The 24,906-nt window shown below is 70.1% G+C and carries 23 protein-coding genes and 1 pseudogene; 10 read left to right on the top strand and 14 right to left on the bottom strand.

Going from position 1 to position 24,906, the window contains the following annotated elements; translation table 11 throughout:
* Nucleotides 1-3 precede the first annotated feature (3 nt).
* Nucleotides 4-936 carry an RluA family pseudouridine synthase gene (locus HUW46_RS09155; protein ID WP_215546889.1) on the top strand — a complete coding sequence of 311 codons (933 nt, stop codon included), beginning with the start codon at nt 4-6 and terminating at the stop codon, nt 934-936.
* Here HUW46_RS09155 and HUW46_RS09160 read toward each other — a convergent pair.
* The 7 genes from HUW46_RS09160 to HUW46_RS09190 form a co-directional block, all read right to left on the bottom strand.
* The gene (locus tag HUW46_RS09160; protein WP_215546890.1) at nt 912-1,649 is read right to left on the bottom strand and encodes a maleate cis-trans isomerase family protein; all 738 of its coding nucleotides are present in this window, start codon (nt 1,647-1,649) and stop codon (nt 912-914) included. The genes HUW46_RS09155 and HUW46_RS09160 overlap by 25 nt on opposite strands.
* Before the next feature lie 88 nt (nt 1,650-1,737).
* The gene (locus tag HUW46_RS09165) at nt 1,738-4,221 is read right to left on the bottom strand and encodes a DNA gyrase/topoisomerase IV subunit A (protein ID WP_215546891.1); all 2,484 of its coding nucleotides are present in this window, start codon (nt 4,219-4,221) and stop codon (nt 1,738-1,740) included.
* A 38-nt stretch (nt 4,222-4,259) separates the two neighbouring features.
* On the bottom strand, nt 4,260-6,317 hold the full coding sequence (locus HUW46_RS09170) for a DNA gyrase/topoisomerase IV subunit B (protein ID WP_215546892.1): 2,058 nt from the start codon (nt 6,315-6,317) through the stop codon (nt 4,260-4,262).
* 251 nt (nt 6,318-6,568) lie between these two features.
* Nucleotides 6,569-7,252, bottom strand: coding sequence for an ANTAR domain-containing protein (locus HUW46_RS09175; protein WP_215549755.1), 684 nt, complete (start codon nt 7,250-7,252; stop codon nt 6,569-6,571).
* A 106-nt stretch (nt 7,253-7,358) separates the two neighbouring features.
* The gene (locus tag HUW46_RS09180; protein WP_215546893.1) at nt 7,359-7,862 is read right to left on the bottom strand and encodes a GNAT family N-acetyltransferase; all 504 of its coding nucleotides are present in this window, start codon (nt 7,860-7,862) and stop codon (nt 7,359-7,361) included.
* Between the two features lie 111 nt (nt 7,863-7,973).
* Nucleotides 7,974-9,545, bottom strand: a complete 1,572-nt coding sequence (locus tag HUW46_RS09185) for a carboxylesterase/lipase family protein (RefSeq protein ID WP_215546894.1) — start codon at nt 9,543-9,545, stop codon at nt 7,974-7,976.
* 115 nt (nt 9,546-9,660) lie between these two features.
* Entirely contained in the window at nt 9,661-10,515 is an 855-nt protein-coding gene (locus HUW46_RS09190; protein WP_254125970.1) for a spermidine synthase, read from the bottom strand.
* A 228-nt stretch (nt 10,516-10,743) separates the two neighbouring features.
* Here HUW46_RS09190 and rho point away from each other — a divergent pair, with 228 nt between their 5' ends.
* Nucleotides 10,744-11,871, top strand: a complete 1,128-nt coding sequence (gene rho, locus HUW46_RS09195) for a transcription termination factor Rho (protein ID WP_215546895.1) — start codon at nt 10,744-10,746, stop codon at nt 11,869-11,871.
* Between the two features lie 231 nt (nt 11,872-12,102).
* Nucleotides 12,103-12,558 carry a bifunctional nuclease family protein gene (locus HUW46_RS09200; protein ID WP_254126588.1) on the top strand — a complete coding sequence of 152 codons (456 nt, stop codon included), beginning with the start codon at nt 12,103-12,105 and terminating at the stop codon, nt 12,556-12,558.
* A gap of 54 nt (nt 12,559-12,612) precedes the next feature.
* Here HUW46_RS09200 and HUW46_RS09205 read toward each other — a convergent pair whose 3' ends face one another.
* Nucleotides 12,613-13,032 (bottom strand): YciI family protein, encoded by a 420-nt coding sequence (locus HUW46_RS09205; RefSeq protein ID WP_215546896.1) that lies wholly within the window; start codon nt 13,030-13,032, stop codon nt 12,613-12,615.
* 155 nt (nt 13,033-13,187) lie between these two features.
* On the opposite strand from HUW46_RS09205, the pseudogene HUW46_RS48235 reads away from it, so the two are divergent.
* A pseudogene (locus HUW46_RS48235) lies at nt 13,188-13,388 on the top strand (helix-turn-helix domain-containing protein); the annotation flags it as partial.
* 112 nt (nt 13,389-13,500) lie between these two features.
* Here HUW46_RS48235 and HUW46_RS09210 read toward each other — a convergent pair.
* Both HUW46_RS09210 and HUW46_RS09215 read right to left on the bottom strand, forming a co-directional pair.
* Nucleotides 13,501-15,027, bottom strand: coding sequence for a DHA2 family efflux MFS transporter permease subunit (locus HUW46_RS09210; RefSeq protein WP_215546897.1), 1,527 nt, complete (start codon nt 15,025-15,027; stop codon nt 13,501-13,503).
* Nucleotides 15,028-15,128: 101 nt separating this feature from the next.
* The gene (locus tag HUW46_RS09215) at nt 15,129-16,007 is read right to left on the bottom strand and encodes an LLM class F420-dependent oxidoreductase (RefSeq protein WP_215549758.1); all 879 of its coding nucleotides are present in this window, start codon (nt 16,005-16,007) and stop codon (nt 15,129-15,131) included.
* A 151-nt stretch (nt 16,008-16,158) separates the two neighbouring features.
* Here HUW46_RS09215 and HUW46_RS09220 point away from each other — a divergent pair, with 151 nt between their 5' ends.
* Nucleotides 16,159-16,716: a hypothetical protein gene (locus HUW46_RS09220; protein WP_215546898.1), complete on the top strand. Its 558-nt coding sequence runs from the start codon at nt 16,159-16,161 to the stop codon at nt 16,714-16,716.
* A gap of 84 nt (nt 16,717-16,800) precedes the next feature.
* Here HUW46_RS09220 and HUW46_RS09225 read toward each other — a convergent pair whose 3' ends face one another.
* The 3 genes from HUW46_RS09225 to HUW46_RS09235 form a co-directional block, all read right to left on the bottom strand.
* Nucleotides 16,801-16,944, bottom strand: coding sequence for a hypothetical protein (locus tag HUW46_RS09225; RefSeq protein WP_215546899.1), 144 nt, complete (start codon nt 16,942-16,944; stop codon nt 16,801-16,803).
* A gap of 138 nt (nt 16,945-17,082) precedes the next feature.
* Entirely contained in the window at nt 17,083-17,487 is a 405-nt protein-coding gene (locus HUW46_RS09230) for a J-domain-containing protein (protein ID WP_215546900.1), read from the bottom strand.
* A gap of 248 nt (nt 17,488-17,735) precedes the next feature.
* Nucleotides 17,736-18,500: a helix-turn-helix domain-containing protein gene (locus tag HUW46_RS09235; protein WP_215546901.1), complete on the bottom strand. Its 765-nt coding sequence runs from the start codon at nt 18,498-18,500 to the stop codon at nt 17,736-17,738.
* A 54-nt stretch (nt 18,501-18,554) separates the two neighbouring features.
* On the opposite strand from HUW46_RS09235, the gene HUW46_RS09240 reads away from it, so the two are divergent.
* Nucleotides 18,555-19,736, top strand: a complete 1,182-nt coding sequence (locus HUW46_RS09240; protein ID WP_254125972.1) for an MFS transporter — start codon at nt 18,555-18,557, stop codon at nt 19,734-19,736.
* On the opposite strand, the gene HUW46_RS09245 is transcribed toward HUW46_RS09240, so the two are convergent.
* Entirely contained in the window at nt 19,712-20,506 is a 795-nt protein-coding gene (locus HUW46_RS09245) for an SDR family NAD(P)-dependent oxidoreductase (protein WP_215549759.1), read from the bottom strand. The two genes, HUW46_RS09240 and HUW46_RS09245, sit on opposite strands and share 25 nt — an antisense overlap.
* Nucleotides 20,507-20,865: 359 nt before the next feature.
* Between HUW46_RS09245 and HUW46_RS09250 the strand changes: the two genes are divergently transcribed.
* The 4 genes from HUW46_RS09250 (at nt 20,866) to HUW46_RS09265 (ending at nt 24,702) form a co-directional block, all read left to right on the top strand.
* On the top strand, nt 20,866-21,711 hold the full coding sequence (locus tag HUW46_RS09250) for a GH25 family lysozyme (RefSeq protein ID WP_254125974.1): 846 nt from the start codon (nt 20,866-20,868) through the stop codon (nt 21,709-21,711).
* Nucleotides 21,712-21,792: 81 nt separating this feature from the next.
* Nucleotides 21,793-22,710, top strand: a complete 918-nt coding sequence (locus HUW46_RS09255; RefSeq protein WP_215546902.1) for an SPFH domain-containing protein — start codon at nt 21,793-21,795, stop codon at nt 22,708-22,710.
* 12 nt (nt 22,711-22,722) lie between these two features.
* Nucleotides 22,723-22,929, top strand: coding sequence for a hypothetical protein (locus HUW46_RS09260; protein ID WP_215546903.1), 207 nt, complete (start codon nt 22,723-22,725; stop codon nt 22,927-22,929).
* Nucleotides 22,930-23,100: 171 nt separating this feature from the next.
* Complete coding sequence (locus HUW46_RS09265) at nt 23,101-24,702, top strand: ABC-F family ATP-binding cassette domain-containing protein (RefSeq protein WP_215546904.1); 1,602 nt, start codon at nt 23,101-23,103, stop codon at nt 24,700-24,702.
* Nucleotides 24,703-24,906 lie beyond the last annotated feature (204 nt).

The raw sequence follows: 24,906 nt of genomic DNA on the forward strand, positions 1-24,906 counted from the left end.
GTGATGAGACGCAAGCGTGTTTCCCCGCTCCCGCCGCGCAACGGGCTCGACGCGGCACGCCTGCGGCTGCCCGCCGAAGGGCCGTGGACCACGCTGCGCGAGCACCTCGTGGCGAGGCTGCCGCGGCTCGACCCCGAGCGGATCGACGGCATGCTCCGCGAGGAGCGCATCCACGGCGAGGACGGCCCGCTCGGACTCGACGCGCCGTTCGTGCCGAACTCGGTGATCTGGTTCCACCGCGACCTCCCCGACGAGGCGCCGGTGCCCTTCGAGGTCGAGCTCGTGCACCGCGACGACCACCTGCTGGTGGTCGACAAACCGCACTTCCTCAGCACCATCCCGCGCGGGCGGCACGTGATGGAGACCGCGCTCGTGCGGCTGCGCCACGATCTCGGCCTGCCCGAACTCGTCCCGGCGCACCGGCTCGACCGGGTCACCGCCGGCCTGGTCATGTTCGTGATCACCCCCGAACGGCGCGGCGCCTACCAAACGCTGTTCCGCGACCGGAAGGTCACGAAGACCTACGAGGCGATCGCGCGCGCCGACCTTTCGCTCGCCGAACCGCGCACGGTCCGAAGCCGGATCGTGAAGGAACGCGGCATCTACACCGCCTACGAGGTTCCCGGTGAGCCGAACAGCGAAACCGTCGTCGAACTCGCCGAGCACCGCGACGGGCTCGGCCGGTACTCGCTTTCCCCGAAGACCGGGCGCACGCACCAGCTCCGCCTGCACATGAGCGGGCTCGGCGTGCCCATCCTCGGTGACCGGTTCTACCCCGAGTTCACCGAAACCGCGCTCGACGACTTCACCCGCCCGCTGCAGCTGCTGGCGAAGACGCTGGAGTTCACCGATCCCGTCACCGGCGAACACCGGCGCTTCGACAGCGGCCGCGTGCTCCAGGCGTGGTCGTCCTATCCGGACTGGGCCAGGGACTGACCCTCGCCGTTCAAGCCCTTCCCGATCGCGCGCAGCGAAGCCCACATCGTCGCCTGGTTCGCCGTCACCACCGGTTTGCCCAGCTCCCGCTCCAGCGGCGCGATCACGTCGTAGGTCGGCAGCGCGGTGCAGCTCACGAACACCGCGTCGGCGTCGTCGCGATCGCCCCGGCGGACCAGCTCGAAAACCTCGCGATAGGTCACCGAGTAGACCTGCTCCATCGGAAGGCCCAGCGGCGTGGTGTCCGCCACGCCGAGCCCCGACTCGGCGAGGAACTCGCGCAACCGCTCGCCGACCGGGCGCTGGTAGGGGTGCACCACCGCGACCTTCATGCCGCCGACCTGCCGGATGGCCTCGACCGCCGCGCTCGCCGCCGTCACCGCGTGGCGCGCGCCCTCGATCTCCATCGCCTCCCGCAGCACGCGTTCCCGTTCGGCACCACCCACGAACGCGCACGCCGTGCACGCGTAGGCGACCACTTCCGCGCCCACGCCGCACACCTCGCGGGTCGGGCCGACGAGCTGGCTCGCGCGGTTGAGCCGCGACACCATGTCGAGGTTGTCCCACACCGGCACGGACGCCGTGCGCGCCACGTACACCGTGACGTCGGCGGGCACCCACCGCCACAGCTCGCGATCCTGGCGGAAGTCGAACGGGGCGACGACACCGACACCGGTCTGCGGCGCGGGCCCGTCAGCGAGATCGGTCTCCACTGCCCCTCCTTGCTTTCGGCACTCCGCCCAGTCTCGCGCACCGGGACGGCCGAAAGCGCCCACTCGTGGGCACCGCCACGGGAACGGCTCAGCCGCGTTCGATCAGGTGGCCCACCACATCCGGGCCGGGGTGGGCGTGACCGGAACCGTCGCGGCGCGGATCGGGCTCGGGCAGTTCGACCGGATCGCCGCTCTTTCCCGAACCGGCGGGGCGCGGGCCGACCCAGCCGACCGTCAACCCCGTCTCCCCCTTGAGGAAGCGCTGCGCGCGGACACCGGCGGTAGCGCGGCCCTTCGCCGGGTACAGCTCGAACGGCGTCACCTTCACGCTCGCGCCGGTGGCCGTGACGACCATCGGCTCGCCGTGCTCGGTGTCGTCGGTGCGGACCGCGCCGAAGAACACGACCTCGCCCTTGCCCACGTTGATCCCGGCCATGCCCCCGCCCTTGAGGCCCTGCGGCCGCACGATCGACGCGGCGAACCGCAGCAGCGACGCCTCCGAAGTCAGGAAGGTCATCGATTCCTCGCCGTCGGTGAGCCAGGTGGCGCCGACGACCTCGTCACCGTCCTTGAGGCTGATCACGTCGAACTCGTCGGAGCGGACCGGCCATTCCGGCGCGCACACCTTCACCACGCCCAGTTTCGTGCCGAGCGCGAGCCCCGGCGAACCGGCACCCCGCTCGCCGAGCGGCGCGATCCCGACGACCTTCTCGCCCTTGTCGAGCGGAACCAGTTCGCGCGCGGCCATCCCGCCGCGCAGCGAAACCGTGCCCGCCTGCTCTGGCAGCACCGGCAGCGGCAGCACGTCCGTCTTGAACGCGCGCCCCCGGTTGGTCACCAGCAGCACCTGGCCGCGCGCGGTGCTGTGCACGACCGCGGCGACGGCGTCGTGGCGCACCCTTCCGTTGCGGCGGCGCGCTTCCGGGGACTCCTCCGATTCCGCCGCGGTGCGCGCCACGAGACCGGTCGCGGACAGGATGACCTGGCAGGGATCGTCGGCGACTTCCAGCGGGCCCGCCGGTTTGGACGCGGCGAGCACCTCCTTGAGATCGCCGTCTATGAGCGCGGTGCGGCGCTCGGTCGGGAAGTCCTTCGCGATCTTCGCCAGCTCGGCCGACACGACCTTCTTGAGCACCGACTCGTCGTCGAGGATCTTCGTCAGCTCGGCGATCTCGTCGCGCAGCTTGTCCTGCTCCGCTTCGAGTTCGAGCCGGTCGTACTTGGTGAGCCTGCGCAGCGGGGTGTCGAGGATGTAGGTCGCCTGGATCTCGGACAGCTTGAACCGCGTCATCAGGCCGTCCTTCGCGGCCTGCGCGTTCTCGCTCTCCCGGATCAGCTTGATCACCTTGTCGATGTTCAGCAGCGCCTTCAGCAGGCCCTCGACGAGGTGCAGCCGCTCTTCCCGCTTGCGCCGCCGGTACTTCGTCCGCCGCGTGACGACCTCGTACCGGTGCGCCAGGAACACTTCCAGCAGCGCCTTGAGCCCGAGCGTCTGCGGCTGCCCGTCGACGAGCACGAGGTTGTTGATGCCGAAGGACTGTTCGAGCGGGGTGAGCCGGTACAGGTCCGCGAGCAGCGCCTGCGGGTTCACGCCCACCTTGCACTCGATCACCAGCCGCGTGCCGTTCTCGCGGTCGGTGAGGTCCTTGACGTCCGAGATCCCGGTGAGCCGCTTGGACTTCGTGACCTCGTCGGTGATCTTCTCGATGATCTTTTCCGGCCCGACGCCGTAGGGCAGTTCGGTGACCGTGATCGCCTGCCTGCCCCGGCTGCCTTCGAGCAGTCCGGTGTGGACCTTCGCCCGCATGCGGACCACGCCGCGCCCGGTTTCGTAGGCGCGGCGGACCTCGTCGAGGCCCAGCAGCATGCCGCCGGTGGGCAGATCGGGCCCCGGCACGAACTCCATCAGCTTGTCCAGCGAGGCACCAGGATGCGTGATGAGCCAGCGCGCGGCGGCGATCACCTCGCCCATGTTGTGCGGGATCATGTTCGTGGCCATCCCGACCGCGATCCCGGACGTGCCGTTGACGAGCAGGTTCGGGAACGCCGCGGGCAGCACGGACGGCTCTTCGAGCGAACCGTCGTAGTTGGGCCGGAAGTCGACGGTGTCCTCGCCGAGTTCCCCGACGAGGAGCATGGCCTCGGGCGACATCCTTGCCTCGGTGTAACGGCTCGCGGCCGGTCCATCGTCTGGGCTACCAAAATTTCCATGTCCGTCAATTAACGGCGCATTCATGGAAAAGTCTTGAGCGAGGCGTACCATCGCGTCATAAATCGCGGTATCGCCGTGTGGATGGTATTTGCCCATCGCGTCGCCGACCACGCGCGACGATTTCACATAAGCGTGCGTGGGCCGATAACCGTTTTCGTTCATGGAGAACAGAATGCGGCGGTGGACCGGCTTCAGGCCGTCGCGCGCGTCCGGCAGGGCGCGCGAGTGGATGACCGAGTAGGCGTACTCCAGGTACGAGTCCTCGATCTCGGTCTTCAGCGAGTTGTCGAAGACGTGCGCGCCCGGCTGGTCGAACGCGCCCGGATCGACCTTCGTGCTCGGGCCCTTGCGGCGTGCCATGGCGGGAAACTCCTTGGACTAGCGAATGAAGACGGTGATCAGATGTCGATGGCTTCGCGGTCGACGCGGTCGGAGGACTCGACGAGCCATTTGCGCCGCGGTTCGACCTTCTCCCCCATGAGCAGGTCGAGCGCGGCCTCCGCGGCTTCGGCGTCGTCGAGCGTGATGCGGCGGACCGAGCGGGTGGCCGGGTTCATCGTGGTCTCCCACAGCTCGTCGGCGTCCATCTCGCCGAGGCCCTTGAACCGCGGCACCGGGGTCTCGATCCTCTTGCCAGCCGCCTCCAGTTCCGCGAACTTCGTCTCCATCTCGCGCTGGGTGAAGGTGAAGTGCGTTTCGGAGTTGCGGCCCTTCGTGACGAGCTTGTGCAGCGGCGGCATCGCGGCGTAGAGCCTGCCGTCCTCGATCACCGGCCGCATGTACTTCGCGAACAGCGTGATCAGCAGGGTCCTGATGTGCGAACCGTCCACATCGGCGTCGGCCATCAGGATCACCCTGCCGTAGCGCATGGTCGCCAGGTCGAAGGTGCGGCCGCTGCCGGACCCGAGCACCTGCACGATCGAGGCGATCTCGGCGTTCTTCAGCGTGTCGCCGAGGCTGGCCTTCTGCACGTTGAGGATCTTGCCGCGCAGCGGGAGCAGCGCCTGGTACTCCGAAACCCTTGCCATGCGGGCGGATCCGAGCGCGCTGTCCCCCTCGACGAGGAACAGCTCGCTGCGCGAAACGCCGGTGGTGCGGCAGTCGACGAGCTTCGGCGGCATCGCGGCGCCTTCGAGCGCGGTCTTGCGGCGCGCCGCGTCCTTCTGCTGCTTGTGCGCGAGCCGGACCCGGCCCGCGTCGACGATCTTCTGCAGCACCGTCTTGGCTTCGGTCTTGGTCCTGCGGTCGTCGACCCACGCCTTGATGTGCTTCTCCACGATGCCGCCGATCACCTTGGTGATCCCGGCGGTGGACAGCTCGTCCTTGGTCTGCGAGGTGAACTGCGGCTCGGGGATGCGGACGTGGATGACCGCCGTCATGCCCTCGAGCACGTCGTCGAGCACCGGCGGGTCCTCTTTGGGCTTGAGCAGGCCGCGGGTGCGGGAAATGGCTTCCTGCAAGGATTTCAGCGCCGCGCGGTCGAAGCCCTTGCGGTGCGTGCCGCCGTGCACGTTGCGGATGGTGTTGGTGAAGCACTCGACGGTGCGCTCGTAGCCGGTGCCCCAGCGGAACGCGACCTCGACCTCGGCGCGACGCTCCACATTGGACTTCATCACGCCGTTCTCGTCGGCGGCGTTCTCCTTGTAGGTGCCCTCGCCGCGCACGATCAGCGTGCCGGACACCGGTTTCTCGCCGGACGGCGACAGGAACTCCACCATGTCGGCGAGGCCGTTGGGGTAGTGGAACGTCTCCTCCTCGATGGCGCCCGAGGTGGCGTCGCGCAGCACGTAGGTGACCCCCGGCACCAGGAACGCGGTGTTGCGCAGCTTGGCGCGCACGCCGTCGACGTCGAGCGCGGCCCCGGTTTCGAAGTAGCGCGAGTCGTACCAGTACCGGATCGAGGTGCCGGTGCCCTCGCCGCGCTTGAGCTTGCGGGTCACGTTCAGCCCGGACTGGCGGGTGAACTTCGCCTTGGCACCCGGCCCGTCGAACACACCGGGCACACCGTGCGCGAAGGACATTTCGTGCACCTTGCCGCTCTGCTTGACCGTGACGTCGAAGCGGTGGGACAGCGCGTTGACCGCCGAGGCGCCGACGCCGTGCAGGCCGCCGGAGGTCTTGTACCCCGAGCCGCCGAACTTGCCGCCCGCGTGCAGCCTGGTGAGCACCAGCTCGACCCCGGACAGCCCGGACTTGGCGTGCACCCCGACCGGGATGCCGCGGCCGTCGTCGTCCACCTGGACGCTGCCGTCGGCGTGCAGGGTCACCACGATGCGGCCGGCGTGACCGGCCACACCCTCGTCCGTCGAGTTGTCCACGACCTCGGCGAACAGGTGATTGATGCCACGGCTGTCGGTGGACCCGATGTACATCCCCGGTCGCTTGCGGACGGCTTCGAGACCTTCCAGATGGGTCAGGTCGTCCGCTCCGTAGCGGGTCTCGGCAGAAGCAGTCACAGGGTCTTACTCCCAGATCAGGTCGTGCGAACGACGAACCGCGCCGGCTGTGGTGCCCGGACTGGTGCCAGGCGACCGGCGACTCACCGTACTGGAAGAGTATCCGGCCACCCCGACATTCCCCGCGCAAGCGAGCCGCGCCACGCGCGGGAACCGGTCGCGAAGCGCCCCTTTCGCCCACCGGCGTGAGACAGGTTACAGGGTCGATCCGCTACGGTCGGTGTCAGTCGACGGACGGTGCGTGTTCGTGTCTACTTAGGACGGACGGCGCGCGTCGCCTCGGCGACGAACTCCGCCGCCACGTCGTTGAGCTTCACGTTCTCCCGCTGGGACCGTTTCACCAGTTCCCCGAAGGCCTCGTCGGGGGTGAGCCCGCGCGCGGCCATCATGATCCCCTTGGCCTGCTCGATCACCGCGCGCCGGTCGAGCGCCTGCCGGAGCTGGTCGACCGACGCCCGCGCGCGCAGGTAGCGGCGCGCGGACTTCAGCGTCGCCGCGACGACCATCGTGTAGAGGTCGAGCAGCTTCTCCTCGACCTCGTTGAAACCGTGCGGCCCGAAGCCGAACAGGTTCATCGCGCCGCTGAGCGTTTCGTCGACGCGCAGTGGTGCGGCGAGGTAACTGGCGACGCCGAGTTCGAGTGCGGACTCGGTGAAGCCGGGCCACAGCTCGGCGGCCGTGCCGACGCTGACCCTGACCACCGCACCGGTTTCCGCCGCCCGCAGGCACGGGCCCGCGCCGCTGGCGTACTGGCCGCGGTCGATCCGCTCGGCGCGCGGATCGGTGAACGCCTCCGTGCTGGGGACGCCGTCCCTGATGACCGTGACGCTGGCGAGGTCCGCGCCGGGGATCACCCTGGTCACCTGATCGCACACCGCGCCGAGCACCACACCGAGATCGTCTTCGGTGCCCACCACTTCGGTGAGCTCCCCCATCGCGCTGGTGACCTCGTCGAGGTGGTCGCTGAAATCTTCCACGCTCCAGACCACTCCCGTGCCGCCCTTCGTGCCACGGCGCCGCTGCGCCGCGCCCGCGCCGATTCTATTCGGGGCCCAGTTCGCGGCGCAGGCATGCCCTCGGCCAGCGGTCGAGACCGTGTTCGGCTTCGGCCGCCCTGATCTTCCGCAGGCCCGGCGTCAGCTCGGCGTCGTCGAGCACGCGGAAGCCGCAGCGGCGGTAGTACGGGCCGTTCCAGGGCACTTCGGTGAACGTGGTCAGGGTCAGCGCGGCGCAGCCCCGCTCGCGCGCCCACACCGCGAGGTGCTCGATCAGCGCGCGGCCCAGACCGCGGCGCGCGTGGGACGGGTGCACGGAAACCTGTTCGACGTGGGCGTTGCCGTCGACGAGATCGGCTATCAGGTAAGCGACCGGGCCGCTGCCAGGATCGGCTACCCAGGCGCGCCCGAGGTAGGCGCGGAGTTCGGCGATCGACAGCGGTTCGTCCTCGGCGATCGCCGTCATGCCGAACTCGGCGAACACCAGCCCGGCGGCGCGCTCGATTTCGCGCAGCGCCGGGAGATCGGCCTCGGTCGCGGGTCGGATCACACGGTGAGCGTACCGACTCCGGCGTCCGCGAGGCATCCGAATACGTTCGTCCACAGTAGACGAACGGGACCGCCCCGTCCCCCAGCCGAGGCGGCCCCGTGTCGCTCCCCCTCAGCGCGGCCCGGCCCACATCCCGCAGTGGTGCTCGGCCGCGAGGTCGACGGTCGCGATACCGCCCTGGCCGGACGGTTTGAGCGACGGCCCCGAAACCGCACCGCTCACCGGCGCCCAGTGCGGGCGGCCCGGCCCGTTCGGATCACCGGTGCGGGCGAACGCCGCCCAGTAGTCGACCATCTCGTCCGCCAGTGCCCGCTGGTCCGGCGCCAGCTCCAGGTGGGCACCGCGGATGTCGAACAGGTACGGCAGCTCCACGCCGTGCATCGCGCCCTCCTTGATCGGCCCGGGGAACACCCGCACCAGCGGCGAATGCGCGTCCGAGAACTCGTAGGCGTAGGTCGGCACCTTCGAGGAGAGCGCGCGATCGGACCGCACCTGGTTGCACGACCAGATCCGGTCGGTGGTGACCGCGCCCCACGCGTGCGCCGGTGACGCGTACGCCGAAAGCGGGTATTCCGCCTCCACCTTCGCCGCCGCGTCCCCCGCCATCGCGGCGACGAGCTGGTGGTACTTCGCGGCGTCGATGGCGCCGAAGGCCTGGAGCCACGAACGGCCTTCGTCGTGGTTGTTCCCCGACAGCACCGGAACGCGGTGGAACCGGCCGGCCGCCAGCGCCGTCGCCGGGTTCTCCGGCAGCACCCCGCTTCCGGTCCCGGACGAGGTGAAGGCCATGAACTGCTTCATCAGCTCGGCGGGCGGACGGCCGCGCAGGCACGCCAGCGCCGCCGCGCCGCCGGGGCAGCCGAGCTCCTTCGCCGCGATCTCGTCGCCCTGCTGGCGGATCGCCCGCTGCGGCACCCAGAACGAGCCAGCCCGCTGCCCCGGGTACTGACCACCCGTCGGCCAGTCGAAATCGCACGAGCCGCTCTGCATGACCGCGCGCTGGAACAGGCCGGCCGAACCGGGCGAGGTCAGCTGCGCGCACGTGCTCATCCCGCCAGCCGACTCACCGGCGAGCGTGACGTTGCCCGCGTCGCCGCCGAACGCCGCCGCGTTGCGCTGCACCCACCGCAGCGCCGCCTGCTGGTCCTGCAGGCCGAACGTGCCGGACCCGGGAAGGCCGTCGTGCCCGAAGAAACCGAAGATCCCCAGCCGGTAGTTCATGGTGACCACCACCGCGTCGCCCCGCGCGGCGAGCCGGTGCGCGTCGTAGTTGTGCCCGGCCCCCATGAAGAACCCGCCGCCGGGGATCCACACCACCACCGGCCGTGGCCGCGCGGACGGTTTCACCGGCGTGGTCACGTTGACGTACAGGCAATCCTCGTTCGTGCTCCCGCCGGGCGCCTCCGGGTTGTCGTTCTGCGGGCAGGCCGACGCGGGCGCGGTGGCGTCCCGCACGCCGGTCCACGGGCGCACCGGATGCGGCGACCGCCAGCGCAGCTCCCCCGTCGGCGGCGCGGCGTACGGGACGCCCTCGAAGGTGCGGACCTCGTCGGTCACCTTTCCCCGCACCGGCCCCGCGTCCGTGCGGACCACCGTCCGATCGGGACCGTCCACAGCGGACGCGGTGCCGGCGACGGCCAGCAGCGCGCCAGCCACCCCCAGCACCAAGGCCTTCTTCAGCATGGTCGATGCCACCTCCTCCTTCGGAGGCTCCAGCATCGCGTCCGGCGCGGCGTCCGCACATCGACCGCGCGGCGCGGCGCGCGGTGGACTCGATATCCACCGATCGGTTGATGCGCTATTCCTCGCGCGGTGCGAACGGATCGGGTGGCGGTTCGGGGCCGGTGACGGGATCGGCGTCGCTCAGCGGTTCCGCGTCACCGCACAGGTCCTCCAGGTCGTCGCCAGCGACGCAGCGTGCCGGGAACACCGCGGCCGCGCACACCGCCCGCAGCGGGCCGATCGGCAGCTCCGCCGTCGAACCGGCGAGCACGAGGTTCGAAAACCGGCGGCCGCGCAGCACCATCGGCTCGGCGAGCAGCAGCGCGTGCGGGAACACCGCGGACACGGTGGCGGCGACCCGTTTCGCGAACGCGAGGCCGGTGCCGTCGGAAATGTTCAGCACGGCCGTGCCGCCCGGCCGCAGCACCGCCGCGACCGCGGTGAGGAACTCCGCCGTGGCGAGGCGCCCCGGCACCGAAGCGCCCTGGAACGCGTCCAGCACCACGAAATCGGCCGAGTCCGCGGGCAGCTCCTCGATCACCGCGCGGCCGTCGCCGACGATCACGCGGATCCCTTCCGCCGTCAGCCCGAACAGCCGCTCGACCAGGTCGACGAGCCCGTCGTCCGCGTCCACCACGAGCTGGCGCGAGCCCGGCCTCGTCGCCGCGACGTAGCGCGCGAGGGTGCCCGCGCCGCCGCCGATGTGCACCACGTCGAGCGGGCCGTCCGGTACCAGGTCGAGCACGTCGGCGATCCGCCGCAGGTAGTCGAATTCGAGGTGCTCCGGATCATTCATGTCCACATAGGACTGACTGATCCCGTCGACGCTGAGCAGCCAGCCGTTCTCGCGGTCCGCGTCCCGGAGCACCTCGGCCACGCCGAAGCGGACCGGGTACTGCCCCGGCACCGGCCTCGCCCGCTCTTCCGCCACGACATCGACCCTAGCCGAGTGGCCCTCGGCACAGCGCCCGCCGATCGCCTTGCCAGTGCGGGGAATGGGCGCTACACTGCGGTCATCCCCTGAGGATGTCGGCAACCCAGCCGCCCCGGGGAAGTCCCGAGAATCACGGTTCGTCGAACAGCTTCCGTTCCGCGTTTCTCCGATCCACCGCGCGATCTTTTTCGTCCTGCGCGGCACACTCACTTCGGGAGAACTCCCATGCCAGAAACCCTTGTCCCCGAACCGATCCGGGGAATACTCGACATCGGCGACAAAGCCGGGTTCGTCCGAGGAGGCGGCTATCTGCCGAGCGCCGACGACGCACACGTCCCCCTCGCCGTGATCCGCAAGCACGGCCTCCGCCACGGCGATCTCGTGCTCGGCGCGAAACGCCCCGCACAGCAGCAAAAAGCGGGCACGCTCACCGATATCGTGAGCGTGAACGGAATCGAGCCCGAAGAAGCGCGGCACCGCCCCGAATTCGAGAAGCTCACCCCGGTGCACCCGCACGAACGACTGCTGCTCGAAACCACGCCGACCGCGATCGCCACCAGGGTCATCGATCTCGTCATGCCCGTCGGCAAGGGCCAGCGCGCGCTCATCACGTCACCGCCGAAAGCGGGGAAAACCTCGGTGCTGCAAGCGATCGCGAACGCGATCGCGGTCAACCACCCGCGTGCCCAGCTGATGGTGGTCCTCGTCGACGAACGGCCGGAAGAGGTTACCGACATGGCGCGCTCGGTCCGCGGCGAGGTCATTTCGTCCACATTCGACCGTCCGCCGCACGAGCACCTCGCGGTGGCCGAACTCGCCGTCGCACGGGCACGCCGCCGCGCCGAACTCGGCCAGGACGTGGTGCTCCTGTTCGACTCGCTCACCCGCCTCGGCCGCGCCTACAACCTCGCGACCAAGGCGTCGGGGCGGATCCTGTCCGGCGGTATCGACGCCGCCACCCTGCACCCCCTCAAGCGATTCCTCGGCTCCGCCCGCGCGTTCGAGGAGGGCGGCTCGCTGACGATCGTCGCCACCGCCATGGTGGAGAACGGTTCCCTCGGCGACACGGTCCTCTTCGAGGAGCTCAAGAGCACCGGCAACGCCGAGCTCAAACTGGACCGGCGCACCGCGGAGCGCCGCGTGTTCCCCGCGATCGACATCCCGCAGTCGAGCACGCGCCGCGAGGAGCTGCTGCTCACCCCCGAAGAGCTCGCCATCACCCACGAACTCCGCCGCGCGCTCGCCACCGACCCCCAGCACGCCATCGACCACCTGCTCGACCAGCTCCGCAAGACCAGGTCGAACGCCGAGTTCCTGATGCGCTTCGCGGGCGCGCGCGTCGCCGCGGCCTGAGCGGCGCGGTCACCCTCGGCACACGCGCGGACGGGCTAATCACGGTCACAACCAGCGTGTGGTGGTGGTTCATCGCGCGGTCAGGCGCGATACTGGGCGGGTGCGATGAATGAACGGGCCGCGCCGGGGTACCCACCGGGAAGCCTCGAGGGATCAGCGAGAGCGGTGAGTGTCTTGGTACCGGTACGAATGCAGGGAGTCGCCCTTCTTTCCCCGGAGGCGGCTCCGGTGATGATGCTGCGCGAAACCGAGGGTGACCAGCGGTGGCTGGCGATCACGATCGGCGCGCCGGAGGCGGACGCGCTGCTGTCCGCCCAGGAGCGGGTGGCGCACCCGAGGCCCGGCACGATCGAGCTGATCGGGCAGGTGATCGACGCGTTCGGCCACGAGGTGGTCGGCGTCGAGGTGACCGGGCTGAGCCACGGTATCTTCCTGTCCGACCTGGTGCTCGACTCCGGGATCCGGGTGTCCGCGCGCCCGAGCGACGCGGTCGCGCTGGCGATCCGCGCCGGTGTCCCGGTGACCGTCGAGGAGGCCGTGTTGGAAGAGGCCTCCGTCGACATCGAGATCACCGGTACCGGTGCCGAGGCGACGGCGGACGATCTCAGCGAGCACGAGCGCGATCAGCAGGTCGCGGAGTTCCGTGCCCTGCTCGACGAGGTCCGTCCCGAGGACTTCGGCGACTGAGCCCGCGCGGGAAGCCCGCTTCGCGTGCGAAGCGGGCCGTCCGTCCGCGTCATCTTACTTCTGCTGCTCCGCCAGCTGCGCGCGCAGCTTCTCTTCGGACTCCCGGATTTCCGGCGTCGCCGCGTCGCCGAAGTCCTCGGTCTCGAAGACCTGGCGGATCTCGATCTCGGCGTCGACGAAGGGCGCGCGCCGCATCCACTCCAGCACCTCCTCCTTCGACTTCGCCTGGAGCATCCAGAACCCGGCGACCAGTTCTTTCGCCTCGGCGAACGGGCCGTCGACCACGGTCGGCTTCCCACCGGAGTACCGGATCTTCGCGCCCTTCGAGGTGGGGTGCAGGCCGTCGCCCGCGAGCATCACGCCCGCCTTCACCAGCTCCTCGTTGAACCGGCCCATGGCGGCCAGCTCCTCCTCGGACGGCATCGCGCCCGCTTCGGTGTTCTCGTCGCCCTTGACCATCACCATGAACCGCATCTCCGGCTGTCCCTTCGTGTTCGCGGGCCGCGTCCCGGCCCGTGCTCATTCTTGCGTCGAACGACGGGCGGCTCGTTCGACAACCGGGATCGGATTTTTTTCGCCGCATTCAAATTAGGGTTGCCTAACCAAACACCGTGCGGTCCAATGGAGACATGGAGGGCCTCACTTCGATCAGGGCGGTCGCGGACCACTTCGGCCTGCCCATCTCGACCCTGCACTACTGGGAGCGCCGCGGCCTGATCACCCCGCGGCGGCACGCGGGCAGCAGGCACTACGACACCGATCAGCTCTACCGGATCGCGCTCGTCCAGATGTGGCGCGACACCGGGACGATGAGCATCGACGAGATCGCGCGCGTGCTCGACGACGATCCCGGCTGGCGCGACATCGTCGCCGCGCGGGCCGACGCGATCACCGCGCACATGGCGAAGCTGGACGCGGCCCGCAACTACCTCGCCTACCTGCTCACCTGCGGCCATCCCGGTCCGCTGGAGCGGTGCCCGAGCTTCCGGTCCGAAGTGGACGTTCCGGGCCGCCCGGCGGCGCGGCCGCGGCGACCGGTGCCCGTCGCGAACCGCCCGGCACCCGCGGCATGAGCACCGCCGCCGCGGCGGCGGCCAACACGACACAGGCCGCCGCCACCGCGAAGGCCACCGAGTAACCGTGCGAGAGCGCGCCGGGTGAATCCGCTCCGTCCCGGTGCCCCGCGGCCCAGGACGCGGCCGCGCCCGCCGAGATCGTGGTGAGCACGGCGAGCCCGATCGCGCTGCTGGTCTGCCGCACCGTGTTCAGCACCCCGGCGGCGAGCCCGTTCCGGTGCGCCGGGACGCCGGTGGTCGCCGCCAGCGTGATCGGGGTGAACGCGGCGGCGGTGCCGAACCCGAACACCACACCGGGAACCAGCACGGACACCGGGTAGGACCGGTCGGCCCCGATCAGCGCCGAGAGCGCGGCGAACCCGGCCGCCCCGACGAGGCAGTACAGGACGGCCGCCCGCCGCGGGCCGAGGCGGACGGACACCGCGCCCGCGAACTTGGCGCCCGCGAACATCGCGACGCCGATCGGCAGGTACCCGAGCCCGGCCCGCAGCGGCGTGTACCCGTGCACGTCCTGCAGGTACAGCGAAAGCAGCACCGGGCTGGCGAAGAACCCGAGGCCGAGCAACAACATCACGAAGTTGCCGCTGCTGACCGCGCGAAGCCGGAACACGTCGAGCGGAAGCACTGGCTCGCGGGCCCATTTCCCTTGGTGCACAAGGAAGATCGCGAGCAGCGCGACGCCGCTGAGCAGCGCGCCGAGCACCTCCGCGCTGCCCCAGCCCGCGACCGCGGCGCGCATGACGCCGTACACCACGCCGACCAGCCCGGCCGTGGCGAGCACGGCTCCCGCGGAATCCAGTCGCGGGCGTGCCGCCGTCCGGTCCCCGCGGGCGAGGACGGCGAGCGCGGCCAGTACGGCGGCGATCCCGATCGGCACGGTGACGAAGAAGACCGAGCGCCAGCCCGCCCACTGCATCAGGACACCGCCGAGGATCGGACCGGCCGCGGCCCCGATCGCGCCGACCGCGCTCCAGGTGCCGAGCGCCTTGGCCCTGCGGGCGGGATCGGTGAACGTGGTGGTCAGCAGCGACAGCGTGACGGGCATCAGCAGCGCGCCGCCGAATCCCTGCACCGCCCTGGCCGCGAGCAGCACCTCGGGCGAGCCCGCGAACCCGCCCGCGAGCCTGGCGACGGTGAACAGCACGGTGCCGGCGAGGTACATCCGCCGCTGCCCGAACACGTCCGCGCACCGGCCGCCGAGCAGCAGGAACCCCGCGAAGGCCAGCGTGTAGGCGTTCACGACCCAGGTCAGTGCCGACGGGGAAAACCCCAGCGTGGCACGGATACCGGGCAGCGCGACCGAAACGATCGTGGCATCCATGATCGCCACGAAGGATCCCGCGCAGGCCAGTGTCAGTGTCAGCAGTTCGTGCCTGCGGGTCGGCGTGCCCATGAAACTCCTCGTGCTCGCGGAAAACCCGACTCTGCCGCCTCAACTAGGGTTGAGCGCAAGGCAGCGGGCCGCGCGGCACCGTGTCCGTTGTGGACAGTGGCTCAGAGTTCCGCCAGCTTCGGCACCAGTGGTGCGCAGCGCTCGTCGATCCACGCGGCCGCGTTCTGGTCCGGCGGCATCACGATGACCTTGGTGATACCGAGCTTCGCGAACGGCGCCAGCTCGGCGGCCACCCCGTCGAGGTCGCCGTGCCGGAGCGCCTCGCCGTTGTACACGCCCGTTTTCTCGATCTCGGCGTAGTCCCGGCCGGCGTCGTCGCAATGGCGCCGGAGGACGTCCAGCTTGTGCGCGACCTCTTCCGGCGTCGAGGAGAGCAGGTTGCACGCGTCGGCGTACCGCGCGACCAGCCGCAGCGTCTTCTTCTCACCGCCGCCGCCGACGAGGATCGGCGGCCGGGGCGCGCTGATCGGCGGCGGCACGCAGATCGTCTCCGCGAGCCGGTAGTGCTTGCCTTCGTAGGCACCGGAATTGCCGGGATCCCACATCTGCAGGCACACCTGGAGTGTTTCTTCGAGCCGTTCGAACCGCTCCGCCGTCGACGGGAACGGCACGCCGAGCCCCTTGTGCTCGCGTTCGTACCAGCCGGCGCCGAGTCCGAGTGTGGCCCGCCCGCCGGACAGCACGTCGAGCGTGGTCACGATCTTGGCGAGCAGCCCCGGGTACCGGTAGGTGACGCCGGTGACCAGCATGCCGAGCCGCGTGGTCGTGGTGTGCGCGGCGAGGAAGCTGAGCGCCGAGTACCCCTCGATCATCGCGTCCGAAGCGTCGCCGTGGTGCTCCATCTGGAAGTAGTGGTCGACCACGGAAAGCCAGCGCACCCCGGCGTTCTCGACCGCGGCGCCGACGCGCGCGAGTTCGGGCGCGATCGCCGCGGGACCGCCTGGGTGGTCGAACTTGATGACGTGCACGCCGAGTTCCACGGCCGCTCCCCCTTCCGCCACGGACTTTCCGGGCGTGGCCGGAGCGTATGGGCTGGAGCGCGCTCCAGGTCAACCGGCGTTCGGTCACGACTGGCCCACGACCTGCCCGGAAACCCACCGGGCGCGATCGCGGCCGGGCAGGATGCGGATCGTGAGAACTCATGCTCCGTGGTGGCCCCAGGTGCTCTGGGTGTGGGTGGCGGGCTCGCTGACGATGGGCGTCGGCGCGTTCCTGCTCACCCGCTCGACCCTGCTCGGCGGCGGTCCGTCGCCGCTGTTCGTGGTGGTGTGCGCGGCGATCGTGCTGTTCGCGGTGCTCGGCTGGATGGGCTGGCGGTGGTCGGCGGGGTCGTGGTTGCCGGACGAGGCGCGCGGCAGGCTGCTGTGGGCGGCGCTCGTCGGTGCCGTCGGGCTCGCGGGCTGGGGGTTCGCGGCGGCGACGACCTTCGGCGCCGGTTTCTCCACCACCGCGCAGGCCGTGCTCGCGATTCCCGGGAGCGGCCTGCCCTTCGCCCTCGTCGCGATGCTGCTGCTGAAGCCGCCGCGCGTGAACGCGTTCGCGATGGCGGCCTCGGTGATCCTGCTGCTCGTCGGCTACCTGCTCGTGGCCGTCCGGCTGGCGGGGACCGGCGAGGTGAGCGTGCCCCAGCTCTACCTGCAGTACCTGGAGGTGCTGCTCGACGGCGGCCCGATCGCCATCCCGATGTGACCAGCCCTGCCCGTCACGGAGAGTGCACGAAGGCACACCGAAGCAGCGTCCGCGCCTGGGCGCGAACGCTTCGCCACGACATGCTCAGGTCCGATGCCGCCCGGCGTCCTTGGCGTCATCCGCCTGCTCCGAGCTGGCCCCCTCGCCGCTCGCCCGCGAAACCGCCTCGTCGTAGATCGGAGTCGGTTCCTCGGCGGCGGCGTTCTCTTTCCCCTCACGCTTAGCCACCCGTAGATGATCCGTCATGGCACCGACAGTTCGCCGGGCAGGGCACCGAAGTTCCCCATGGCGGGGGACTGACCACCTCGGCGTGGCGGGTTCGCCCGGCGTGGCGTACACGGTGAAGCAGCGCGACGACACGGAACGTCACTCCTGGCGCTTGCGCCACTCCTCGACCACTTCGTCGGCGTCGACGATCCGCACGCGCATCGGCGGCCCGTCCTGGGGCTGGCGGTAGGCCTTCATGATCCGCTCGTTCAGCTCGGTCACGAGCGCGCGGACGGCGCGTTCGGACCGCTCCTTCGCCGCGCGCCCCGGCAGGAGTTCGGCCTCCTTCGCCAGTGCGAGCGAAGGTGGCAGCATGGCCAGGGTGTCGTCACCTTCACGGCGGGCCAGTTCGGCCGCCCATTCCAGCGCGGTCCGCGTGCGCCCCTTCGGCAGCGGTTTACCAGCGCCGGGCAGGTTTTCCAGCTCCCCTCGCTCCTCCGCCTGCCGCACCTGCGTGTCGAGCCAGGATTCGTAGGGCATTCCGGGTGGCTTGCGTCCGGTCATCTCGGGACTCCTCCCCCTGGCCTTTCGGCGTACGTGCTGGCCGGTTGCCACACCGTCGAAGCCGCGAAACGAATCCTCGACGAGCACTTCGACCACGGCGTCTAACCAAGTGCATCCCCCACCCGTTCCCGGGGGGCGACCCCAGCCCAGTCTACCGCCCGCCGTTCGGCGGGATGGCGGATCCGCGCTCGGCGGGCCGAGTTGTCCACACGCGCGGGATCGCTGTGGACAACCTCGGATCCACCGGCTCATTCGCCCGCGCGAGCCGGGTTCCGGTCGTCCCGGTGCGTGCCCGGCGTGTGCCCGAACGCGGCGCGGAAGACGTCGATGAACGCGCTCGTGGACGCCCAGCCGCAGCGATGCGCCACCACCGTCACCGGCAGGTCGTCGGCGAGCAGGAGCAACGCCTGCCGCAACCTCAGCTGTGTGCGCCACTGCGGGAAGGTCATGCCGAATTCGGCGCGGAAGAGCCTGCTCAGCGTGCGCTCCCCGGCACCGGTCGCGGCGCCGAGCGCGGCGAGCGTCCTGCCGTCCCCCGGCTCCCCTTCCAGCACCGCGCAGACCGCCGCCAGCCTCGGATCGCGGGCGGACGGCAGGTGCACGGGTTGCTCCGGCGAACTGCGGAGCTGGTCGAGCAGAACGGCACGCAGACGGCGCACCTGCGGGGTTTCGGTCTCGCCGTACCGGCTGCATTCGAGGAGGAGTTCGCGCAGCAGCGGGCTGACGCGCAGCACCGCGGGCCGCCGCAGCCCGAGCGGGTTCGCGGTCACCGGCAGGCCGATGGTGTGCAGATCCGTCGCGCCGTGCGCGCGGTGCCGGTGCACGGTGCGCGCCGGTATCCAGATCGCGCGCGTGGCCGGGGCGACCCAGCTGCCGCCGTCGGTCCGCACCGACAGCACGCCCTTGCCCGCGTAGACGATCTGGTGGTCGTCGTGCCAGTGCGGCGCGACCTCCGAACCACCGGGAAGCCGGTGCACGGCGGTGACCGAGCCGTCGTGGCGGGAAATCGACATAGTGAGGCACTTTATCGGAAGCGCGACAACGTCCGCGCGCCCGAGGATGCTCGCGTGACGATCACCGTGCGACGAGGAAACCGCGCCATCACCCTGCTCTCCGCCGGACACGCGGGGGTCGACTTCTACCAGGGCGCGGTACCCGCGCTGGTGCCCGTGCTGGTGGCCGAACGGCACTACGACTACGTCGCGGCGTCGGGCATCGTGCTCGCCGCGACCCTGCTTTCCTCAATCGTGCAACCGCTCTTCGGACTCCTCACCGACCGGCGGGCGATGCCGTGGCTGCTTCCCGCGAGCATGGCGACCGCGGGTATCGGCCTCGCGATGAGCGGTCTCGGCGGGAGCTACTGGAGCACCTGGCTCGGCGTCGCGCTCAGCGGGCTCGGCGTCGCCGCGTACCACCCGGAGGCCGCGCGGCTCGCCAGGGTCGTCAGCGGCGGCGCGCACACCGGCATGAGCTGGTTTTCCCTCGGCGGCAACATCGGTTTCGCGCTGGCGCCGGTCGTGGTCACCCCCGTGCTCGCCGCGGGCGGGCTCGGCGCGACACCGTTCCTGGTCGCGCCCGCCGCCGTCGCGACCCTGCTCACCGCGTCGGTTCTGCGCACCTTTTCCCGCCACGACGCGGAAACCCGCGCCGAGCCAGACCGGCGCGGGCACGACGACTGGCCACGGTTCCTCCGGCTGACGGCGGTCGTGATGTGCCGCTCGATCGTCTACATGGGACTCAGCGCGTTCGTCGCGCTGTACGTGCGCGGCCGGGTGCCCGGCGGCGCGACCGCGGGTGCGGTGGCGCTGTTCGTGCTCTTCGCGGGCGGCGCGGTGGGCACCGTGCTCGGCGGCAGGCTCGCCGCGAAGCACGGCCGCGTCCGGACGATGCGGATCGCTTACGCGGCCACCATTCCCGCGCTCGCGGGCGTGGTCTTCGCGCCGGGCTACGCCGTCTACCTCTTCGTGGCCGCCGCCGCGATCACGCTGTACGTCCCGTTTTCCCTGCACATCACGCTCGGCCAGGACTACCTGCCCAACCGGGTCGGCACCGCGAGCGGGGTGACGCTCGGGCTCGCGGTGAGCGTCGGCGGCATCGCCTCCCCCGCGATCGGCGCACTCGCGGACGGCACCTCGCTCCAGATCGCGCTCGCCGCGCTGATCGGGCTCGCCGTGGTGTCGTGGCTGCTCGCACTGACGCTGCCCGAACCAGCGAGCCAGGACCGTCAGGGCACGATCGAGTCGACGTAGCCGCCATCGACGCGCACCGCCGCGCCCGTGGTGGCCGATGCCTGCGGAGAACTGAGGTACACCACCATGTTCGCGATCTCCTCCGGCTCGATCAGGCGCTGCAGCAACGACTGCGGCCGGTGCTTGAGCATGAATTCGCGCTGCGCCTCTTCCCAGGGCAGGTCCTTGTCGACGAGCTGGTAGACGAAGTCCTCGACGCCGCCGGTGTGAGTGGGGCCCGCGATCACCGAGTTCACCGTGACACCGGTGCCCGCGGCCTCCTTGGCGAACCCCCGCGACACCGCGAGCAGCGCCGTCTTCGACGTGCCGTAGTGGATCATCTCGGCGGGGATGACGATCGCCGAATCGCTCGCGATGTTCTGGATCCGGCCCCAGCCCCTGCCGACCATGCCGGGCAGGTACCGGCGGATGAGCCGGACCGCGGCGAGGACGTTCACCTCGAAGTAGCGGCGCCATTCGTCGTCGGTGATCTCCAGCGGCGGGGTCGCGCCGAAGATGCCGAGGTTGTTCACCAGGATGTCGACGCCGGGCAGCACCGCGGCGATCTGCTCGGCGCCTTCTTCGGTGGTCACGTCGGCCGGCGCGGCGACGACTTCCGCGCCGTCGACCTCGGCACGGATCTTCGCCACCACCTCGTCGACGGTGGCGGGCTTGCGGCCGTTGACCGCGACCCTGGCCCCGGACCGCGCGAGCGCGGTCGCGATGGTCAGCCCGATCCCCTGGGTGGACCCGGTGACCAGTGCCGTCTTGCCCGAGACGTCGAGAAGCATGGTGCGGAAACCTTCCTTGGCGGCGGTCGAACCCATCCTGCGCGACGGCACGCCGTAGCGCAGGATCCCCGGCAACTACCAGCGTCCGCAATAGTTGCACACGCCGGTTATTGTTCACGACGTCTACCCGAGCCCGCAAGCGGCGGTGAACCGGATCACGACGGTCGGGACCGACCGAAGTTCTCGGCCATTCGAGGTAATCCGTAAGAAATTACCCGACTGAACTGGTGGCTGGAATCTTCTACACATACGGTGCCCCCAGCGTTCGCCGGGGTGATCACTGGGGCACCACCGTTTCCCCGCCGAGCGCCACTTGGGACACCTGCTCTGGCTCCGGCCTGCCCAAAAGGAGAACCATCTTGCCTACCCTCTCCCCGAACTCACGACGGGCGCTGCGCGCGCTCGCCGCGAGCGCACTGGCACTCCCGATCCTCATCGGCGCGGCGAGCACCGGCTCGGCCGACGAGACCGCGCTCGCCGCTGTCTCCCACCCGGAACTCGACTACGCGGGCTCCACCATCGCCGCCAACGAGGGCACCGGCGGCGCCCGCACCGCGGCGGCACCGGGCGGCCTCCCCGGTATCGACGTCAGCCACTACCAGGGCAACATCGACTGGGGGTCCGTGGCGAAGAACAACCAGTACACCTACATCAAGGCGACCGAGGGCACCGATTACAAGGACGGCACGTTCAGCAGCTACTACGACGGGGCGTACGGCGCCGGAATGATCAGGGGCGCCTACCACTTCGCACTGCCGGACCGCTCCAGCGGCGCCGCGCAGGCGCAGTTCTTCGTCAAGAACGGCGGCGGCTGGTCCGCCGACGGCAAGACGCTGCCGCCGATGCTGGACATGGAGTACAACCCGTACGGCGACCGCTGCTACGGCAAGAACGGCGGCGACATGACCGCGTGGATCACCGACTTCAGCAACGAGGTGCACCGGCTGACCAACCGGTACCCGACCATCTACACCACGCGGGACTGGTGGTCGAGCTGCACCGGCGACAACGGCAGCTTCGGCGCCACGAACCCGCTGTTCCTCGCCTGCTACTGCGACTCGGCCGGCACCATGCCGAAGGGCTGGGGCACCTACACGTTCTGGCAGTACACCAGCAAGGGCAGCACGCCCGGCGTGTCCGGCCCGGTCGACCAGGACGTCTTCAACGGCACCGCTGACCGGCTGCAAGCACTCGCGAAGGGCTGAAACCCGGTCGGCCCTCGTCCTCCCCGGATAAATGTGATATCACTTTGATAGTCAGAGGCCATCACATCCGGGGAGGACACCATGACCGCTGTCGACATGCCGACACCGACCATCCGCGAGCGCGCCGCGTGGGGGACGCCGGGGATCCCGGTCGCCGCGCTGGGGACCGTGCTGTTCCTCGGCGGCGCCGGGGTTCTCCTGTGGGGCATCATCGCCACCGCGCAGGCGGGCGGCGGCGGCTCGATCGCGCTGATCGTCGCGGGCGCGGTGCTGGAGCTCGCCGCCGCGATCGTCGCGGGCGGGCTCACCCAGGTCGCGACCGGCGAAGCGCGCGTGGTGCAGTTCCTCGGCCGCTACACCGGCACGGTCCGGGAACAGGGCCTCCGCTGGGTCAACCCGTTCACCACCAGGGCGCACGTGTCGGTGCGGATCCGCAACCACGAGACCGCGGTGATGAAGGTCAACGAGTCGGAGGGAAACCCGATCGAGATCGCCGCGGTCGTGGTGTGGCAGGTGGAGGACACCGCGCGCGCGATGTTCGAAGTGGACGAGTTCGTCGACTTCGTGGGGATCCAGACCGAGACCGCCGTGCGGCACATCGCCAACAGCTACCCGTACGACTCGCACCACGAGAGCCGCCTTTCCTTGCGTGACAACGCGGACGAGATCACCGAGAAGCTTTCGGCCGAGATCGCCGCGCGCGTCGAATCGGCGGGGGTGCGGATCATCGAATCCAGGATCACCCACCTCGCCTACGCGCAGGAGATCGCCCAAGCCATGCTCCAGCGCCAGCAGGCCGACGCGATCGTCGCGGCGCGACAGCGGATCGTGGAGGGCGCGGTCGGCATGGTCCAGACCGCGCTGACCCAGCTCGCCGAACAGGACGTCGTCGACCTCGACGAGGAACGCCGTGCCGCGATGGTGAGCAATCTGCTGGTGGTGCTGTGCGGCCACCGGGAAGCCACGCCCGTGGTGAACACGAGCTCGCTCTACCACTGACGGGCGCCAGGCGTGGCTGACCGGAAGAAGATCCTGCTGCGGCTCGATCCGGCCGTGCACGACGCGCTGGCCAGGTGGGCGAACGACGAGCTGCGCAGCACGAACGCGCAGATCGAGTTCCTGCTGAGGCGCGCGCTCACCGAAGCGGGCCGCATGCCGGACGCCGCGGGCCGGATCCCCCGCCGCGGCCGTCCGTCCAAATCGGATTCCGACGAGTGAGACGTCCGCCGCGGGCGCCGGAAAAGGAATTGCGCCCCGTTCATCGCGGCGGCTACCTTTCGGGGGTAGGTAGCCGCCGCGTTCCGGGAGTCCACTGGTGAAGCTCTGATCTTCTGTGCCACCGCCCACGGGGTTTCGTCCCCGTTCACGAGCGACCCCAGGAGATCAGCCTTGTCAGTTACCGTGATCCTTTCCGGCCTCGCCTTCGCCTGGCCGGATTCCCGTGCCGTGTTCACCGGGCTCGACGCCGTGTTCGGCGAAGGCCGCACCGGGCTCGTCGGTGTCAACGGCGCGGGGAAGTCCACCCTGCTCCGGCTCATCGCCGGCGAACTGCGACCGTCGTCGGGAGACGTCCGTGTCGCGGGCAGTGTCGGCTACCTTCCCCAGAACCTCATCCTCGACGCGGACCGCCGCGTCGACGACGTGCTGGGCCTGGCCGAAACGAGGGCCGCGCTCGCCGCGATCGAGGAGGGCGAAGCCGGTGAAGCGCAGTTCGCCGCTGTCGAAGGCGCGTGGGACGTCGAAGAGCGGACGCACGCCACGCTCGACCGGCTCGGGCTCGGGCACGTCGGCCTCGATCGCCGCGCCGGGCAGCTTTCCGGCGGCGAGGTCGTCCTGCTCGGACTCGCCGCCCAGCTCCTGCGCGTGCCCGACGTGCTGCTGCTCGACGAGCCGACCAACAACCTCGACCTGCGGGCGAAGCACTACGTGCACGAAGCGATCCGGTCCTGGCGAGGTGCGCTGATCCTGGTCTCGCACGATCGCGAGACGCTGGAGCTGGTGGACCGCATCGGCGACCTCCGCGACGGCGACCTCTCCTTCTACGGCGGCAATCTCAGCGCCTACGAAGCGGCCGTCGCCGCCGAACAGGAAGCGGCCGAACGCACCGTCCGCGTCGCCGAAGCCGATTTCCGCCGGGAGAAGCGGGAACTCGCGGACACGCAAGTGAAATTGGCCCGGCGGCAGCGCTACGGCAAGAAGATGTTCGAGACCAAGCGCGAACCGAAGGTGCGCATGCGCAAGCGCGCCGAGGACGCGCAGATCGCCGCGGGCAAGCTCCGGAACACCCATCTCGACCGGCTCAACCAGGCACGGGATCGGTTGCAGGAAGCCAAGGACGCGGTCCGCGACGACGCCGAGATCCGCATCGACCTTCCGGACACGAAAGTGCCGCAGGGCATGCAGGTGCTCGAACTGTCCGATGTGGAACTCGCGACCGGCCAGGTGGTGAGCCTTTCGGTGCGCGGCCCCGAGCGGATCGCACTGATCGGCGACAACGGCACGGGTAAAACGACGCTGCTGCACACTGTGATGCGGCTCGCCGAACCACGCTCCGGCACGGCGCGGACCTTCGTACCGGCGCGCTTTCTCCCACAACGACTCGACATCCTCGACGACAACCGGTCCGCGGTGGACAACGTGTCGGACACCGCTCCTTCGGCAGGCGACAACGCGATCAGGGCTCAGCTGGCGCGGTTCCTGCTGCGGGGACGGCAGGCGGACCAGCTCACCGGCACCCTGTCAGGCGGAGAACGCTTCCGCGCCGCACTGGCGACCCTCCTGCTCGCGGAACCGGCGCCGCGCCTGCTCCTGCTCGACGAACCCACCAACAACCTGGACCTGGCCAGCGTCCGGAAACTCACCCAGGCACTGGAGTCCTATTCCGGGGCGCTCGTCGTGGTGAGCCACGATGTGCCTTTTCTGCGGGATATCGGCATCAGCCGGTGGTTGCGGCTCGGGTCCGATCGCCTCGAAGAGGTCGATCCGCTGTAGCGGGGCCGATGTCGTGGCTGGCTCGCCGTGTTTGGCTGCGGTCCAAAGAAGGCTCTGGACTAAAGAGGCGTGGGCGGCTTGCCGAGGCCGGGCGGCGGTTGCGAGGTTGGTCGATTTTCCTTTGCCAGCAAGAGGTTTCTCTATGGCCCACTTCAGACTGTCATCGTGATTCACCTGGATGGATCAGTCGAACTTCTGTGCGAT

The sequence above is a fragment of the Amycolatopsis sp. CA-230715 genome, assembly GCF_018736145.1.
GTDB lineage: Bacteria > Actinomycetota > Actinomycetes > Mycobacteriales > Pseudonocardiaceae > Amycolatopsis.